Origin of the sequence: Amycolatopsis sp. FBCC-B4732, assembly GCF_023008405.1 — a bacterium.
GTDB lineage: Bacteria > Actinomycetota > Actinomycetes > Mycobacteriales > Pseudonocardiaceae > Amycolatopsis > Amycolatopsis pretoriensis_A.
This window is the reverse complement of the sequence record NZ_CP095376.1, coordinates 2,501,389-2,518,611: the sequence shown is the minus strand read 5'-3', so window position 1 is coordinate 2,518,611 and position 17,223 is coordinate 2,501,389. Positions and strand designations below refer to the sequence as shown.

At 74.4% G+C, this 17,223-nt stretch carries 4 protein-coding genes; all 4 read right to left on the bottom strand.

The annotated features are described in order from the left end of the window. Positions 1-8 precede the first annotated feature (8 nt). Positions 9-266, bottom strand: a complete 258-nt coding sequence (locus MUY14_RS10675; RefSeq protein ID WP_247022793.1) for a toll/interleukin-1 receptor domain-containing protein — start codon at positions 264-266, stop codon at positions 9-11. Positions 267-595: 329 nt separating this feature from the next. Then, on the bottom strand, positions 596-793 hold the full coding sequence (locus MUY14_RS10670; RefSeq protein ID WP_247022792.1) for an MbtH family NRPS accessory protein: 198 nt from the start codon (positions 791-793) through the stop codon (positions 596-598). Positions 794-808: 15 nt separating this feature from the next. Continuing rightward, complete coding sequence (locus MUY14_RS10665) at positions 809-2,296, bottom strand: MFS transporter (RefSeq protein ID WP_315863268.1); 1,488 nt, start codon at positions 2,294-2,296, stop codon at positions 809-811. Then, entirely contained in the window at positions 2,293-17,043 is a 14,751-nt protein-coding gene (locus MUY14_RS10660; protein WP_247022791.1) for a non-ribosomal peptide synthase/polyketide synthase, read from the bottom strand. Before MUY14_RS10660 ends, MUY14_RS10665 begins: the two co-directional genes overlap by 4 nt. Positions 17,044-17,223 lie beyond the last annotated feature (180 nt).

The window sequence follows — 17,223 nt, the reverse complement described above, 5'->3', positions numbered from 1 at the left end:
ATGTCCCGCTATTCGGTGCGCTCGATTTCGAGGGCCTGGTCGATCTCCCGCTTCACCCAGTCCGACGCCAGCATCTCGGCCGACATGGCCACCAGCACGAAGGACGACGCACCCAGGCTCGCGCGGATCGTCTCGGTCAGCCGGGCGCCGACGTCCAGGCGCCATTCGTCGTACCACACTTCGAAACCGCGCTGGGCCAGGTCCATCGCCAGGCGCTTGACGAACGTCTTGTTCGCCGACGAGTGCGAAATGAAGACGGCGGGCATGGCTTTCCCCCTCCGGCGACGGGTCGATAGCCGGACAGTTTAACCCCGCCCGGCCGGGAATCGGTCGACAACGATTCACCGCCGGTTCCCGATGCCCGGCCGAACAGGCGGAAGTCCGCGACCGCGCCGGGTCGCGCCCAGCCGCAGCGGGCTCATCGACGGCGCCGGGTTCGCCCCGGTCGGCTCGCCGCCGAAGTACGGGCGCGGGCCGGCGGCGTGGCAAACCGGCCGGGGCGGTCCCCACCTCGGGAACCGCCCCGGCCGGAGCTGTCGGGCTACTGCGCCGCCGCACGGTCGCGGCGCTGTCAGCCGGCCGCCAAGCCGTCCGGCTACTGCGCCGCCATGCGGTCGCGGAGGCTGCGGGGGCGCATGTCCGTCCAGACCTCGTCCACGTGGTCCATGCACTCCTGGCGGGTGCCCGTCGTGCCGTCCGGGCGCCAGCCCGCCGGTACCTCCTTGTCCGCCGGCCAGAGGGAGTACTGCTCCTCGTCGTTGACCAGGACCTGGAAGGTGGTGTTGTCGTCCATCGGGGTTCCTTTCTGTTACGGGTTGGGGGTTTCTTCGAGCTCGCGCAGCTGCGCCACCGCGGGGAAACCGCGGAGGGTGCCGCTGAACGTCGTCAGGAGGGTGACCACCGCGATGGCGGCCGCGCAGGTCAGGACCGCCGCCGGGCCGGGGAGGACCTCCACCAGCCAGCCGCCCAGTGCCGGCCCGAGCGCCGCCGCGAGGCCGCCCGTCACGCCGAGGACCCCGCCGAGGCGGCCGCGGAGGTGGTCGGGGGTGAACAGGAGCTGGTAGGTGCTGATCGTCGTGTTGGCCGCCGGCGGCAGGAACGCGATCACGGCGAACAGCGCGCCCATCACGTATCCACTGTGGACGAACACGGCGAGCGGGGTCAGCACCGTCAGCGCCCAGAACACCCCGGCGATCAGCACGTACGGGCTGAGCTTGCGGTGCAGGTACGGCGCCGCCAGCGCGCCGAGGATCCCGCCCGCGCCGAGCATCGCCGCCATCACGCCGATTTCGCCGGACGGCACGCCGCGCTCGTTCGCCAGCACGATGATCACCAGGTAGTAGGCGGAGAAGAACAGGTTCAGGCTCACCACGCAGAAGACCGTGACGCGCAGCCGCGGCTGCTGCCACACCCACCGCAACCCTTCGAGGATCTCCCGCCCCAGGTGCGCGGGCGCCCGCTCGGCCGGCGCGGGACGGCCCGGCAGCCGCACGAACACCAGCGACACGAACGCGAACACGTGCGCGACCACGTCGAAGGCGAACGGCACCAGCCGCCCCACGGCGAACAGGAACCCGCCGAGCGCGGTGCCCGACAGCTGCCCGGCACTGGTCCGCGCCGCGTTCATCGCGACCGCGGCCGGCACCTGTTCGTCGGCCACCAGCCGCGGCAGGCTCGCCTCTTCCGCCGGCTCGAACAGCGCGCGGCACACCCCCATCACGACGGCGACGACGACCAGCAGCCCCACGCCGGCCCCGCCCCACCAGAGAGCGAGCACGAGCCCCGCGGCCGCAACGGCTTGCACCGCTTCACACGCGAGCATGACCAGCTTGCGCGGCCACCGATCGACCAGCGCCCCGGCGGGCAGCCCCGCGACGAGCTGCGCGATCGCGACCGCACCGACGACGAGACCTGATTGCGCGGCGGAGCCGGTCAGCGCCAGCACGAGCAGGGGGAACGCGATCATGGTGGTGCTGAACCCGGCTTCGGAGACGACCTGCCCGGTCCAGAGCAGCCGGTAGTCCCGGTTCCCCCCGAGCCGGACGGGGACCGACGACCGGCCACGATCGCCCGCACCACCGACGCCGGCGGTCGCGCCACCACCGGCGCCCGCGGTGCGGCCGCTGTCCCCGAGGCGAGGCTGGGTCGGCTGGCGGCCGCGATCGCCAGCGGCGCGGTCAGGTGCGACACCGGAACCGCTGCCGTCGCTGCTGTGGCCGCGAGCAGCGCCGCCGGTTGGCGCGGCCGGGTCGGTGCCGTCCGCAGCCTGGCCCGGCAAGTGGTCGCCGCGGGTCACGGGCGGTCTCCCCGGCAGTCGGCCGCGATTGCACGCAGCGCCGCGGCGAAGTCGGTCGCCACCGCCGTCACCGTCGCCCGCTCGTGCAGGTCCGGGCGGTAGAACCACGAGAACTCCAGCCGCCCGTCCCGCACGCCGCCGACCACCTCCAGCACGTGCGGTGGCCGGTTCGCCGGGTCCTGCTCGCGGCCGATCGGCGGGTGGGCGCGCAGGTACAACCCGTCCCCCTCGCCCGCGTGGTCGCCCTGCCCCAGGTAGTTGAACGCCACCTCCGGGGTCCGCGCGCCGAGCGAAGGGTCGCGATAGCACCGCAACGCCCCGAACCCGAACCCGTTGCCCGGCACCGCCCGCAGCTGCCGCCGGACCGCCTTCACGAGGTCACGCCACCCCGCCGCCGGGTCCACCGTCAGCGCCACCGGGAACAGCGTCGTGAACCAGCCGACGGTCCGCGACAGGTCCGCGCCCTCGAGGATTTCCTCGCGCCCGTGCCCCTCCAGATCGACCGACACGGCCGGCTCGCCCGTCCAGCGGGTGAGCGCCCGGGCCAGCGCGGCGAGCAGGACGTCGTTGATGCGCGTCCGGTACGCCCCGGGCGCCAGGTGCAGCAACGCATCCGTCGCCCGCTCGTCGATGCCGACCGTCACCAGATCCGGTGCGCCCGGTGGAGACGCGGTCCGGTCTCGGGGGATCGCGCAGCCCGGCAGGTCACGTGCCCAGTGCTCGCGTTCGCCGTCGAGGCCACCGGCCTCGGTGAACTCCCGCAGCCGGTGCGCCCAGTCGCGGAACGACGTCGTCTTCGGGCCGAGGTCGGCCTTCTCCCCCGCCTTGATCTGCCGGTACGCCCGCTCCAGGTCCTCCAGCAGGATGCCCCACGACACCGCGTCGACGACGAGGTGGTGCGCGGCCAGGAACAGCCGCGGATCGTCGTCGTCGGACAGCAGCGCGCGCAGCTGGGGCGGGTGCGCGAGGTCGAAGCTCGCCTGCGCCTCGTCGGCGGCCCGCTCGAGGTCCGCCGCGGGGACCACGCGCAGCGCGGCTCCCGCCTCCACCGGCGCGTTGTGCTGCGTCCAGCCGTCGGCGGTCCGCTCGAAGCGCAACCGCAGAGCGTCGTGGTGCGCGATCACCTCGTCGAGCGCCTGCCGCAACGCTTCCTCGTCCACCGGGCCGGCCAGCTCGACGAGCACGGACTGGTTGAAGTGCGCCGGGTTCGCCGGCTCCGAGGCGAAGAACCACTGCTGGATCGGCGTCAGCGGGACGTCGCCGACGACGGCCACCCGCTCCTCGACCGCGTCCTCGGCCGCGTGCACGACCGTGGCCAGCTCGGCGACCGTCTGGTGGGTGAACAGGTCCTTCGACCGCATCGCCAGCCCGGCCTGCCGCGTCCGGTGCACGACCTGGATGGCGAGGATCGAATCCCCGCCGAGCTCGAAGAAGTTGTCCGTGACGCCGACCCGGGGCAGGCCGAGCACCGCCGACCACACCCCGGCGAGCGTCGACTCGACGTCCGTGCGCGGGGCCACGAACTCCGCGGTCGGCATCGCCGTGAAGTCCGGCTCCGGCAGCGCCGCGCGGTCGACCTTCCCGTTCGCCGTCACCGGCACGGCGTCGAGCGGCACGAACACCGACGGCACCAGGTAGTCCGGCAGCGAGTCGCCCAGGTGCGTGCGCAGGTCGGCCACCTCGCCGACGACGTAGGCGACGAGCCGCTTGTGCCCGTCGAACTCCCGGGCGACCACGACGGCCTCCCGGACGTCCGGGTGCCGCCGCAGCGCCGCCTCGATCTCGCCGAGCTCCACCCGGAACCCGCGGATCTTGACCTGCTCGTCGACGCGCCCGGCGAACCACAGCTCCCCGGCGGCCGTCCAGCGGACGACGTCGCCGGTCCGGTACATCCGGGACCCCGGCTCGCCGAAGGGGTTCGCGACGAACCGGTCCGCGGTCAGGCCCGGCCGGTCCAGGTAGCCCCGCGCCAGGCCGGCCCCGCTGACGTACAGCTCGCCGGGCGTCCCGATCGGCACCGGCCGCAGCGCCGCGTCCAGGACGTGCACCGCGGTGTTCGCGATCGGCCGCCCGATCGGCGGGGTGCCGCCCGGTTCGAGCGGCCCGCTCCACGAGGTGACGACGGTGGCCTCGGTCGGGCCGTACGCGTTGATCATCCGGCGGCCCGGCGCCCACCGCGCCACCAGCTCGGCCGGGCACGCGTCGCCGCCGACGAGCAGCGTGCGGAAGTCCGGCAGGGCCACGTCGGGCACGGTCGCCAGCGCGACCGGCGGGATCAGCGCGTGCGTGATCCCCCGCTGCCGCAGGACATCCGCCAGCTGGTCGCCGAGCAACGGGCCCTCCGGCGGCACGACCAGCGCCGCCCCGGCGGGCAGCGAGAGGCACAGCTCCAGGATCGACGCGTCGAAGCTCGGCGAGCTGAACGCGAGCACCCGGTCCCCGGTGCGCACGTCGCAGTGCTCGATCTCGGCGGCGGAGAACGACGCCAGCCCGCGGTGGGTGACGACGACGCCCTTGGGCCGCCCGGTCGAGCCGGACGTGTAGATCACGTACGCCGGTGAATCGGGGTCGGCCGGCCGGCCGAGGTTGGTGTCCGGGTAGCCCGGCACGTCGAGCCCGGCGTCGACCACGAAGACCGGGCGGGCGTCCTCGAGCATGAACCGGATCCGCTCGGCCGGGTAGCCGGGGTCGACCGGCAGGAACGCGGCCCCCGTCTTCGCCACGGCGAGTTCGGTCACGACCAGCGCGACCGACCGCGGCAGCCGCACGGCGACGACCCGCTCCGGGCCCGCGCCGCGCTCGGCGAGCAGCCGGGCCAGCCGGTTCGCCCGCGCGTTCAGCTCCGCGAAGGTCACCGTCTCGTCCTCCGACACCAGCGCGGCCGCGTCCGGCGTGCGGTCCGCCTGCGCCTCGACCAGCTCCGCCAGCGACGCCGGCGGGACCGCGCGCGCGGTGTCGTTCCAGGCGCGCAACCGGTCCGCTTCGGCCGCGGGCAGCGGCGCGAGCGTCGCCATCGGGCGGTCCGGTTCGGCGACGAGCGCGGTCAGCAGCGTCCGCAGGCGGGCCACCAGCCGGTCGATGGTCGCCGCTTCGAACAGGCCGGTGTTGTAGTTGACCGCGCCGGTCAGCGCACCGCCGTCGTCCTCGAACTGCACGAGCAGGTCGAACGGCGCCGACACCGCCGGCAGCGCGACCTCGCCCGCGACGAGCGTGCCGCCGCCGGGCCGGTCACCGGTGTTCTGCAGCACGACCATCGCCTGGAACAGCGGGGTCCGGCTCGGGTCGCGGACCGGCTGCACCGCGTCCACCACCTGCTCGAACGGCACGTCCTGGTGCGCGAACGCGTCCAGCACGGTCTCGCGCACCCCGGCCACGAACTCCCGGAAGGTGCGGCGGGTGTCCACTGTGGAGCGCAGGGTCAGCGTCCCGACGAAGAACCCGACGAGCCGCTCCAGTTCGGCGCGGTCCCGCCCGGCCGTGACCGTGCCGACGGCGACGTCGTCCTGCCCGGCCCACTGGGCCAGCAGCACCTGGCAGGCGGCCACGAGCGTCATGAACAGCGTGCCGCCCTGGGCACTCGCCAGCTCACGCAGTTTCGCCGCGACGCCGGCCGGGACGTCGAAGCCGAGCCACTCCCCTTCCGTGGTGCGCACGGCCGGGCGCGGCCGGTCGGTGGGCAGCTCCAGCGGGGCGAGCCCGGCCAGCCGGTCCCGCCAGAAGCCCAGCTGCTCGGCCGGCTCGGGCCGGTCGCGGTGCCAGGCCGCGAAGTCCGCGTACTGCACCGGCAACGGCGGCAGGTCCGGCTCGTCTCCGCGGAGGTGGGCCGCGTAGCAGGTGTCGAGCTCGGTGGCCAGCACCCCGGCCGACCAGCCGTCGGTGACGATGTGGTGCATCGCCAGCAGGAGCACGTGCTCGGTGGGCGACCGCCGGAACAGCCGCGCCCGCAGCACCGGGCCGGTGCGCAGGTCGAACGGCCGCAGGGCTTCCCGCGCGAGCGCGTCCTCGTCGAACTCCTCGACGGGCAAGTCGACCGCGTACGGCTCCCCCACGTACTGGACGCCGCGGCCGTCGACCGCGCCGAACGTCGTGCGCAGCGACTCGTGCCGCGCGACCAGCGTGTCCAGCGCCCGCCGCAGCGCCTCGACGTCGAGGTCGCCGCGCAGCAGCAACGCGGTGGGCGACAGGTACTCGGTGCCGCCGGGTTCGAACTCGTCGAGGAACCACAACCGTTGCTGGGCGAAGGAGAGCGGCAGGGCGCCGTCGCGGGCGACGACCGGGATCGGCTCGACCGCGGACGGCCCGGCCGGCAGCGCGGCGGCGAACCCGCCCAGCGTCGGCGCGGTGAACAGCACGCGCGGCGAGACCTCGACGCCGAGTTCGGCGCGCACCCGCGAGGTGATCTTCATGCTGAGCAGGGAGTCGCCGCCCAGCTCGAAGAAGCTGTCGGTGACGCCCACCCGGTCGAGGCCGAGCACGCCGGCCCAGATCGCGGCCAGCCGCCGTTCGGTTTCCGTCCGCGGGGCCACGAACTCCCTCGTCGCGTCCAGGCCGGGCGCGGGCAGCGCGCGGCGGTCGACCTTGCCGTTGCGGGTCAGCGGCAACGCGTCCAGTGACACGTATGCCGTCGGCACGAGGTGGCCGGGCAGCCGGTCGCGCAGCCAGTCGCGCAGGCCGCCGGTCTCGCCGACGACGTAGGCGACGAGCCGGCCTTCGCGGGCGGCCACGGTCGTGTCGGCGACCGCCGGGTGCCGGCGCAGGACCGCTTCGACCTCGCCGGGTTCGACGCGGAAGCCGCGGATCTTGACCTGGTCGTCGACGCGGCCGAGGTAGTCGAGCCGGCCGTCGCCGGTCCAGCGGACGCGGTCGCCGGTGCGGTACATCCGGCCCCCGGGCGGGCCGAAGGGATCGGCCACGAACCGGTCCGCGGTCAGCCCCGGGCGGCCGAGGTAGCCGCGGGCGAGCTGGGGCCCGGCGAGGAACAGCTCCCCCGGCACCCCCGCGGGCACCGGTTCGCCGTCGGCGTCGAGCACGTACGCGGCCAGGTTCGGCAGCGGCCGCCCGATCAGCGGCCGGTCCCCGGTCACCGGCTCGTGCACGGCGTCGACGGTCACTTCGGTCGGGCCGTAGTAGTTGAGGCAGGTCACGCCGGACGCGGCCAGCTCCCGCCAGAGCGCCTCGCCGGTCGCCTCGCCGCCGACCATCACCGTGCCCGGCCGGTGGTCCCCGGTCAGCAGCCCGGCGTCCACGAGCTGGCGCAGGTAGGCCGGGGTGAGGTCGAGCAGGTCGATCCGGTGCCCGTGCAGGTAGCGGACGGCGGCCGCCGGGTCGAGCCGGGTGTCGTCGTCGAGCACGTGTAGCTCGTGCCCGTCGGCCAGCGCCAGCAGCCCTTCCCACGAGGTGTCGAAGGACAGGGACGCGGTGAGCGCGAACCGCTGCCGCGTCCGGCCGAAGAAGCCACCGCGGTGGGCGGCCAGGAGGTTCACCAGGGCGCGGTGCTCGACCACGACGCCCTTGGGCGTGCCGGTCGAGCCGGAGGTGTAGATGACGTACGCGGCCGTGTCCGCGCTCGCCCGCCCGGGCGCCGTCGGGGGTGCCGGGTCGGTGGGACGGCCGAGGACGACCGCCGGGCGCGCGTCTTCGAGCAGGAACCGCACGCGTTCTTCGGGCAGGTCCGGGTCGATCGGCAGATACACCGCGCCCGCCTTGAAGATCGCCAGCACGGCGATGACGGCGTCGGCCGAGCGCGGCAGCGCGACCGCGACCACCCGCTCCGGCCCCGCTCCCCGGGCGACCAGCTCCCGCGCCAGGCGGGTGGCTCGCGCGTCGACCTCGGCGAAGTCCAGGACGGTGTCGCGGAAGACGAGCGCGGTCTCGTGCGGGGTGCGGGCGGCGGTCGCCTCGAAGACGTCGAGGATCGTGCCCTCGGGAACCTCCCGCGGCTCACCACGGCCCCACGTCAGCAGGTCGTGCCGCTCGGCGGCGGTCAGCGACGACAGCGCGCCGAGCCGGCCTTCCGGGTCGGCGGCGAAGGCACGGACGAGCCCGGCGAGCTGCCCGGCCAGCCGCCGCGCGGTGGCCTCGTCGAACAACCGCGGGTCGTAGGACAGCTCCAGGCCCAGCCGGTCGTGCAGGTAGGCGGTCAGGTTCAGCGGGAAGCTCGTGGTGTCGAGGGAATCGACGTCGACCACGCGCACGCCGTCCTGCCCGCTGTCCTCGATCGGGTAGTTCTCGAACACCACGACGCTGTCGAACAGCGCGGTGCCCGCCGGGACCCCGGTGAACGCCTGCACCTGGGACAGCGCCAGGAAGTCGTGGCGGCGGGCCTCGGCCTGCGCCGCCTGCAGCTCGCGCAGCCACCCGGCCACCGGCTGTCCACTCCGGACTTCCACGCGGGTCGGCACGGTGTTGATGAACATGCCGATCATCGCCTCGACACCCGGCAGGTTCTCCGGGCGGCCGGACACGGTGGTGCCGAACAGGACGTCGGATTCTCCGGCGTAGCGGGACAGCAGGACCGCCCACGCGCCTTGCACGACGGTGTTCACGGTCAGCGCGGCGGCCTTCGCCGCGGCGTGCACGCCGGCCGACTCCTCCGGGGTGAGCTCGACGAGCACCGCGTCCGCGGACTCGGCGCCGTGGGCTTCGCGCGGGCGCCGGTCGTACGGCAGCGGCGTCGGCGTGGTGAACCCGGAAAGTGCGGCACGCCAGTGGTCTTCGGCCTCACCGCGGTCCTGCCCGGCGAGCCAGCCGAGGTAGTCGCGGAACGGACGGCGGGGCACCAGCCGCGCGGCCCGGCCGCCGTCGATCGCCGCGTACTGCTCGACGACCTCGCCGAACACCTGCGCGGTGCTCCAGCCGTCGAGCAGGACGTGGTGGGAGGTCCACAGCAGCTGGACCTCGTCGTCGGTGAGCCGGGCGATGGCCAGGCGCATCAGCGGCGGCGCGGTCAGGTCCATGCCCGCGGCCAGGTCGGCGGCCAGCAGGTCCGCCAGCCCGGCCTCCTGCTCGGCCGGGGTGCGGCCGCGCCAGTCGTGGTGCGTGACCGGCACGCGCACGTCGCGGTGGACGCGCTGGAGCGGTTCCTCGACGCCGTCCCACACGGTGCTGGTGCGCAGGATCGGCGTGCGGTCGACGACCCGCTGCCATGCCTCGGCGAGCGCGGCCGGATCGCCGACGCCCGCGAGCCGCAGCCGGAACTGGTCGAAGTAGGCGTTCGAGCCCTGGTCGACCAGGCTGTGGAACAGCATGCCGGCCTGCAGCGGGGTCAGCGGGTAGATGTCCTCGACGTCGCGGCCGTCGCCCGCCAAGCGGTCGACACCGGCCTGGTCGAGCCGGGCCAGCGGGAAGTCCGACGGCGTGCGCCCGCCCGCCTCGGCGCAGTGGCCGATGATGCCGCGCAGGGCGTCCAGGGTCTCTTCGGCGAGCGCGCGGACCGTGCTCTCGTCGTGGACTTCGGTCGAGTACTCCCAGGTCAGGTGCAGCTCGCCGCCCTCGACGACGCCGATGACGTCGAGCAGGTAGGGCCGGGTGGCGTCCGGGTCGACGTCGTGCCCGAGGCTCTCGCCCCGGCCGCGGTACCAGCCGTCGTCGTCGCTCCCGACGTCCCAGCGGCCGTGGTAGTTGAACGAGATCCGCGGTGCGGGGTGGTCGCGGAAGCCGGCGTCGCCCAGGTAGCGCAGGGCTTCGTAGCCGGCGCCCTTGTCGGGGACCGCGCGCAGCTGTTCCTTGACGGTCTTGAGGACCTCGCCCCAGTCGCCGCCGGGCACGGTGAGGGCCAGCGGGTACTGGGCGGTGAACCAGCCGATCGTGCGGGACAGTTCGTGCGGTGCCGCGATTTCCTCGCGGCCGTGGCCCTCCATCGCGACCAGGACGCGCTCGCGGCCGGTCCAGCGGGCGAGCACGCGGCCGAGCGCGCTCAGCAGGACGTCGTTGACCTCGGTCCGGTACGCCGAGGGCACGTCCTGGAGGAGCGCCGCGGTCTCGGTCCGGCCAAGTGACACCGAGACCGCGCGCCCCGATCGGGCGGTGGCGCGGCCGGACCGGTCGACCGGGAGTTCCGGCGGCGCCTCGCGCAGAGCAGTTTCCCAGTACCCGACCTGGTTGTCGAGGTGTCCCAGTTTCGCGTGCGCGGCCAGGGTGCGGGCCCAGTGCGTGAAGGACGTACCGACCGGTTCCAGTGCTTCGCCGTGGTAGGCGCGGTCGAGGTCGGCGAGCAGGATGCGCCACGAGACGCCGTCCATGACCAGGTGGTGCGCGGTCAGGAACAGCTGCGGCGGGCGGTCGGCGAAGGTGAACAGCACCGCGCGCCACACCGGCCCGGCGACGATGTCGAGCGACGTCTGCGCGCGCAGCGCTTCGGCGTGCAGGGCCGCGGGCACGTCGTCCACTTCGGACAGATCGACGTGCCGCAGCACGTCGGCGTCTTCGGTTCCGGCGGGTTCCTGCGTCCAGCCGCCGTCACCGCGGGAGAACCGCATCCGCAGGGCGTCGTGCCGCTCGGCGACGCGGCGCAGCGCGGAAACCAGCGCGGGAACGTCCACCGAGGACAGTACGAGGTGGACGGACATGGTGAGCCGCCACGGTTCGGCCAGGTGCTCGAACAGCCACGACTGGATGGGGCCGAGCGGCGCGGGGCCGCGCGGTTCCTCCGGTGCGGGTGCCACCGGGGCGCCCGCGGTGACGACGCGGGCCAGCTCGGCGATGGTCTGGTGCCGGAAGAGGTCCTTCGACGACACCGTCAGCCCGGCCTGCCGGGCCCGGGCGACGACCTGGATGCTGAGGATCGAGTCGCCGCCCAGGCCGAAGAAGTTGTCCTCGACGCCGACCCGGTCGACGCCGAGCACCGCCGACCACACGCCGGTGAGCGTGGTCTCGACGTCCGTGCGCGGGGCCACGTACCGGGTTTCGGTGCGCGCACCCGGCTCGGGCAGCGCGCGCTGGTCGAGCTTGCCGTTGGCGTTGAGCGGCAGCTTCTCCAGCGGCACGAACACCGCGGGGACCATGTGCGCGGGCAGCGACCGCGCGAGGAACTCCCGCAACGCCGTCGTGCCGGGGACGGCGCCGGTGAGGTAGGCGACGAGCCGGCGCGCGTCGCCGGTGCCGTGGGCGAGCACGGCCGCCCCGGTGACGTCGGGGTGCGCGCTCAGCGCCGCCTCGACCTCGCCGAGTTCGATGCGGAAGCCGCGGATCTTCACCTGCTGGTCGGCGCGGCCGCGGTAGTCCAGCTCGCCGCCGCCGGTCCAGCGCAGCAGGTCGCCGGTGCGGTACATCCGCGTGCCGGGCGCGCCGAACGGGTCGGCGAGGAACCGGGACGCCGTCAGGCCCGCCCGGTTCAGGTAGCCGCGGGCCAGGCCCGCGCCGGCGACGTACAGCTCGCCGGTGACGCCGGGCGGGACCGGCTCGAGATCGGCGTCGAGGACGTACGCGCGCAGGTCCGGGATCGGCACGCCGGCGGTGGCCGGACCGTGCTCGTCGAGCACCCGGTGGGTGACGTGCACGGTGGTTTCGGTGATGCCGTACATGTTCACCAGCCGCGGGCCGCCGGGGTGCCGCCGCCGCCAGTCGGCGAGCCGGGACGCGTCCAGCGCCTCGCCGCCGAAGACCACGTACCGCAGGCTCAGCGGCGGGGACGGCAGCGTGCCCAGCCGGTAGAACGCCGAGGGCGTCTGGTTGAGCACGGTCACCCGCTGCTCGGCCAGCAGCGCGAGGAAGTCCTCCGGCGAGCGGACGGTGTCGGCGGGCACGACGACGAGCCGGCCGCCGTGCAGCAGCGCGCCCCACAGCTCCCACACCGAGAAGTCGAAGGCGTAGGAGTGGAACAGCGTCCAGACGTCCCGCTCGCCGAACTCGAACCAGTGCGCGGTCGAGGAGAACAGGCGCGTGACGTTGGCGTGCGGGACGAGCACGCCCTTGGGCACGCCGGTCGAGCCCGAGGTGTAGATGACGTAGGCGGTGTTGCCGGGGTCGACGCGCACCCCGGGATCGGTGTCGGGCCGCCCGTCGGCGGCGACGCTGTCGACGACGCACACCGGGTTCGCGTCGGCCAGCATCGCCTCGATCCGCGCCGCCGGGTAGGCGGGGTCGATCGGCAGGTAGCCGGCGCCGGCCTTGAGCACGGCGAGCACCGCCACCACGAGGTCGGCCGAGCGCGGCAGCCGCAGCGCGACCAGCCGCTCCGGCCCGGCCCCCTCGGCGATCAGCCGGTGGGCGAGGCGGTTCGCGCGCCGGTCCAGCTCGCGGTAGGTCAGCTCGGTGCGCCCGCTGGTCACCGCGACGGCGTCCGGCGTGCGCGCGGCCTGCGCGGCGAACAGCTCCGGCAACGTCGGTTCCGCGGCGGCGACCGCGGCCGGGTTCCACCGCGTCAGGACGAGCTCGCGGTCGGCGGCGGTGGTCCAGGGCAGCCGGGTGAGCGGGCGGTCCGGGGTCGCGGCGATGCCGTCGAGGAGGGTGTGCAACCAGCCGGTCAGCCGCTCGATCGTGGCCGCGTCGAAGAGGTCGGTGTTGTAGTTGACGACGCCGTCGAGCCGGCCGGCCGTCTCCTGGAAGTGGACCATCAGGTCGAAGCCCGCGGTGACGACCGGCGGTGCCAGCTCCTCGACGTCCAGGCCGGGCATGGCCGGCCGCGCGTCGGGGGTGTTGTGCAGCACGACCATCGCCTGGCACAGCGGGGTGCGGCTGGTGTCGCGGTCGGGTTGCAGGTCGTCGACGACGCGGTCGAACGGGACGTCCTGGTGGGCGAACGCGTCGAGCACGGTGTCGCGGACGCCGCCGAGGAACTCGCCGAAGCCGGCCTTCAGGTCCACAGTGGACCGCAGGACGAGGGTGTTGACGAAGAACCCGACCAGGCCTTCGAGTTCGGTGCGCTCGCGGCCGGAGACGACGGTGCCGACCGCGATGTCGCGCTGCCCGGACCAGCGGGCGAACAGGAGCTGGCAGGCGGCGAGCAGCGTCATGAACAGGGTGCCGCCGTGCCGGCGGGACAGCTCCTGCAGGCGCGCGGTGGTCCCGGCCGGGATGCTGAACTCGTGCAGGGAACCGTTCTTCGTGCGGACGGCCGGGCGCGGCCGGTCGGTGGGCAGGTCCAGCACCGGGACGCCGTCGAGGCGATGGCGCCAGTAGCTGAGCTGCCCTTCGAGCTCGGCGCCGTCGAGGCGACGGCGCTGCCAGACCGCGTAGTCGGCGTACTGGATCGGCAACGGCGGCAGTTCCTCGTCGCGGTAGAGCGCGGCGAGTTCGGCCAGCAGCACGCCGGCGGACCAGCCGTCGGTGACGATGTGGTGCAGCACCAGGGTCAGCACGTGGTCGTCGGGGGCGAGCCGGGTGAGCGCGACCCGCAGCAGCGGCCCGGTGTGCAGGTCCACCGGCCCGGCCGCGCCGGCCAGCGCGGAGTCCAGGTCCCCGTCGGTCACGGGCACCCGCACGGCGTGCGGCGGGTGGACGATCTGGACGCCGTGGCCGTCGACCGTGGCGAACGTCGTGCGCAGGGATTCGTGCCGGGCCACCAGCGCGGTGAACGCCCGGTCGAGCGCGGCGGTGTCCAGCTCGCCGCGCAGCCTCAGGGCAGTCGGCGAGACGTACTCGGTGCTGCCCGGCTCGAACTCGTCGAGGAACCAGAGCCGTTGCTGCGCGAAGGAAAGCGGCGCTTCGAGGCGGCCGCCGTCGCGCGGCAGGAGCGGGATCCGCTCGGCGGGGATGGCCGCGTCGGGCAGTTCGGCGGCCAGCCGGGCCGGGGTCGGCGCGGTGAAGACCAGCCGGGCCGGGACGTCGGTGCCGAGCGCGTCCCGCAGCCGGGCGACCACGCGGATACCGCGCAGGGAATCCCCGCCCAGGTCGAAGAAGTCGTCGTCGACGCCGACGCGCTCGACACCCAGGACCTCCGCCCAGACCTCGGCGACGAGCTGCTCCCGCTCGGTGCGCGGGGCGACGTATTCGGTGGCGGCGGCGAGTTCCGGGTCGGGCAGGGCGCGGCGGTCCAGCTTGCCGTGCCGGGTGAGTGGCAGCCGGTCGAGCGGGACGAAGGCCGCCGGGACGAGGTGGGCGGGCAGGGTCCGGCCCAGAGCGGTGCGCAGGCCGTCGGTGGTGCCGACGACGTAGGCCACGAGCCGCCCGCCGCGCGCGTCCACGGCGGCGTCGGCTACACCGGGTTGCGCCCGGAGCGCCGCTTCGACTTCGCCGGGTTCGATGCGGAAGCCGCGGACCTTGACCTGGTCGTCGAGGCGCCCGAGGTGCTCCAGCTGCCCGTCGGCGGTCCACCGCGCGCGGTCGCCGGTGCGGTAGAGCCTGGTCCCGGGCGCGCCGAAGGGGTCGGCGGTGAACCGGTCCGCGGTCAGCCCCGGGCGGCCGAGGTAGCCGCGGGCGAGCTGGGCACCGGCGAGGCAGAGTTCGCCGGGGACGCCGGGCGGGACGAGCCGGAGGTGCTCGTCGAGGACGTACGCCCGGACGTTCCCGAGCGGCCGCCCGATCACCGGCCGCTCGCCGTCGATCAGCGTGCGGGTGGCGTCCACAGTGGACTCGGTGGGCCCGTAGTAGTTGTGCGCGCGGGTGTCCGCGGCGGCGAGTTCGCGCCAGAGGTCGTCGGCGAGGGCTTCGCCGCCGACCATGAGGAACCGCGGCCGGTGCTCGCCGGTGAGCAGGCCGGCCGGGAGCAGCTGGCGCAGGTAGGAGGGGGTGACGTCGAGGAAGTCGACGCGCTCGGCGCGCACGTACCGGGTCAGCGCGGCCGGGTCGAGGCGGGTCTCGTCGTCGATCAGGTGCAGCTCGTGCCCGTCGGCGAGCAGGACCGGGCCTTCCCAGGAGGTGTCGAAGGACAGCGTCGCGGTGAGGGCGACGCGCAGGGGTTCGCCGCCGAAGACGGTGCGGTGGTCAGCGAGCAGGTTCATCAGCGCCGCGTGTTCGACGACGACGCCCTTGGGGGTCCCGCTCGAGCCGGAGGTGTGGATGACGTAGGCGGCGTCGGCCGGGCGCGGTCTCCGGGAGCACGTACCTGCCGGGGCGGTGACGTCTTCGAGGACGACGACCGGGTCGGTGTCGGCCAGCAGCACCCGGATCCGTTCCGGCGGCAGGCCGGGGTCGATCGAGAGGTGCACGGCACCGGCCTTGAGCACGGCGAACAGCGCGACGATGGCGTCGGCGGACCGCGGCAGCAGCACGGCGACGACCCGCTCCGGCCCGGCGCCCCGGGCGGCGAGGTCCGCGGCGAGGGCGTCGGTGCGGGCGGCCAGTTCGGCGAAGGTGAGCCGGGTCGCGCCGCAGACGAGCGCGGTCGCGCCGGGGCGGGTGCGGGCGTGGTGGTCGAGCGAGTCGACGACGGTGCCGGCGGGGACGTCGCCGGTGCGGGTCCCCCACTCCAGCAGCCGCCGCTCCTCCGCCCCGGTCATCAGCGGCAGCTCCGCGATCGGCCGGCCGGGGTCCGCCGCGATCGCCGACAGCAGCCGCACGAGGTGCGTGACGAGCCGGTCGATCGTGGGCGCGTCGAACAGCTCGGTGCTGTACTCCACCAGACCGGCCAGCCGGCCGCCGGACTCCTCGAACTCCACCGTGAGGTCGAAGTTCGACGAGTCGCGCCCGACGCCGACCGCCTCGACCGCCAGTCCCGGCAGGGAGATCCCGCCGCCGGTCGCGGTGTGCAGCAGCACCATCACGTCGAACAGCGGGTTGCGGCCCGGGTCGCGGGTGGTGCCGACCAGTTCGTCGAAGGGCACGTCGTCGTGGGCGAACGCGTCCAGCACAGTCTGCCGTGCCACCCCCAGGTGCGCGGCGAAGGGCCGTTCGGTGTCCACAGTGGACCGCAGCACGACGGTGTTCACGAAGAACCCGACGACCCGCTCCAGCTCCGGGCGGTCGCGCCCCTGCACGACCGTCCCGAGCGCGATGTCGTCCTGCCCGGACCACCGGGCGAACAGCGCCTGGCTCGCGGCCAGCAGCACGGTGAACAGCGTGGTCTCCGACGTCCGCGCCAGCTCGGCGAGCCGCGCGGAAACGTCGTCCGGCACGGCGAACTCGGTCACCGCACCCGCCGTGCCCTTGGCGGCCGGCCGCGGGTGGTCGGTGGGCAGCTCCAGCGGGACGACGCCGTCGAGCTGCCGCTTCCAGTGCGCCAGCCCGGCCGCCCGCGTCGGGCGTTCGTGCTGCCAAGCCGCGAAGTCCGCGTACTGCACCGCCTGCGCGGGCAGGTCCCCGCCGCGGTAGAGCACGCCCAGGTCCGAGGTGAGCACGCCCATCGACGCACCGTCGGTGGCGATGTGGTGCACGCTCACCAGCAGGACGTGTTCGTCCGTGCCGAGCTTCGCCAGCAGGGCGCGCAGCAGCGGCCCGCGCCCGAGGTCGAACGGCTTCGCGTACTCGGCCCGCAGCACGGCGTCCAGGTCACCGGGGTCGACGTCGACGACGGGCAGCACGACCTCGTACGGCGGCTCGATCCGCTGCACGGGTTCGCCGTCGACCTCCGCGAACGTCGTGCGCAGCGGTTCGTGCCGGGCGACCAGCGCGGTCAGCGCCGTCGCCAGGGCGGCGACGTCGAGCGCCCCGGTCAGGCGCAGGGCGAAGGCGCTGTTGTACTCCGGGTCGTCCGGGCGCAGCCGGCTGAGGAACCACAGCCGGCGCTGGGCGGACGACAGCGGCAAGGGACGGGAACGGTCGGCGGCCGGGATCTCCGGAGCCGCGCCGGCCGTGCCCGCCATCCGCGCCCGCAGCTTCTCCCGCAGGTGGGCGGGAAGTGCCGCGATGCGGTCCTGTCTGGACGAAGTCATGGGGGGTCTCACGCTTCCTGGTCGGAGGCGAGGCTTTCGAGCTCGCCCAAGATGAGTTCGGGAGGCATGCCCCCACTGTGGCGTTCGGTGCATCTGACGCACCCGATGTGGCGTTCGGTGCGTTGGACGCACCCAACGCCACATCGGGGCGCTTTGCCCGCCGTCGGAACGAGGCGCACG

Bases quoted from the DNA above. Each gene is read 5' to 3' on its own strand.
- MUY14_RS10670 (WP_247022792.1), bottom strand. From the start codon at position 793: ATGGACGACAACACCACCTTCCAGGTCCTGGTCAACGACGAGGAGCAG.
- MUY14_RS10675 (WP_247022793.1), bottom strand. From the start codon at position 266: ATGCCCGCCGTCTTCATTTCGCACTCGTCGGCGAACAAGACGTTCGTC.
- MUY14_RS10660 (WP_247022791.1), bottom strand. From the start codon at position 17,043: ATGACTTCGTCCAGACAGGACCGCATCGCGGCACTTCCCGCCCACCTG.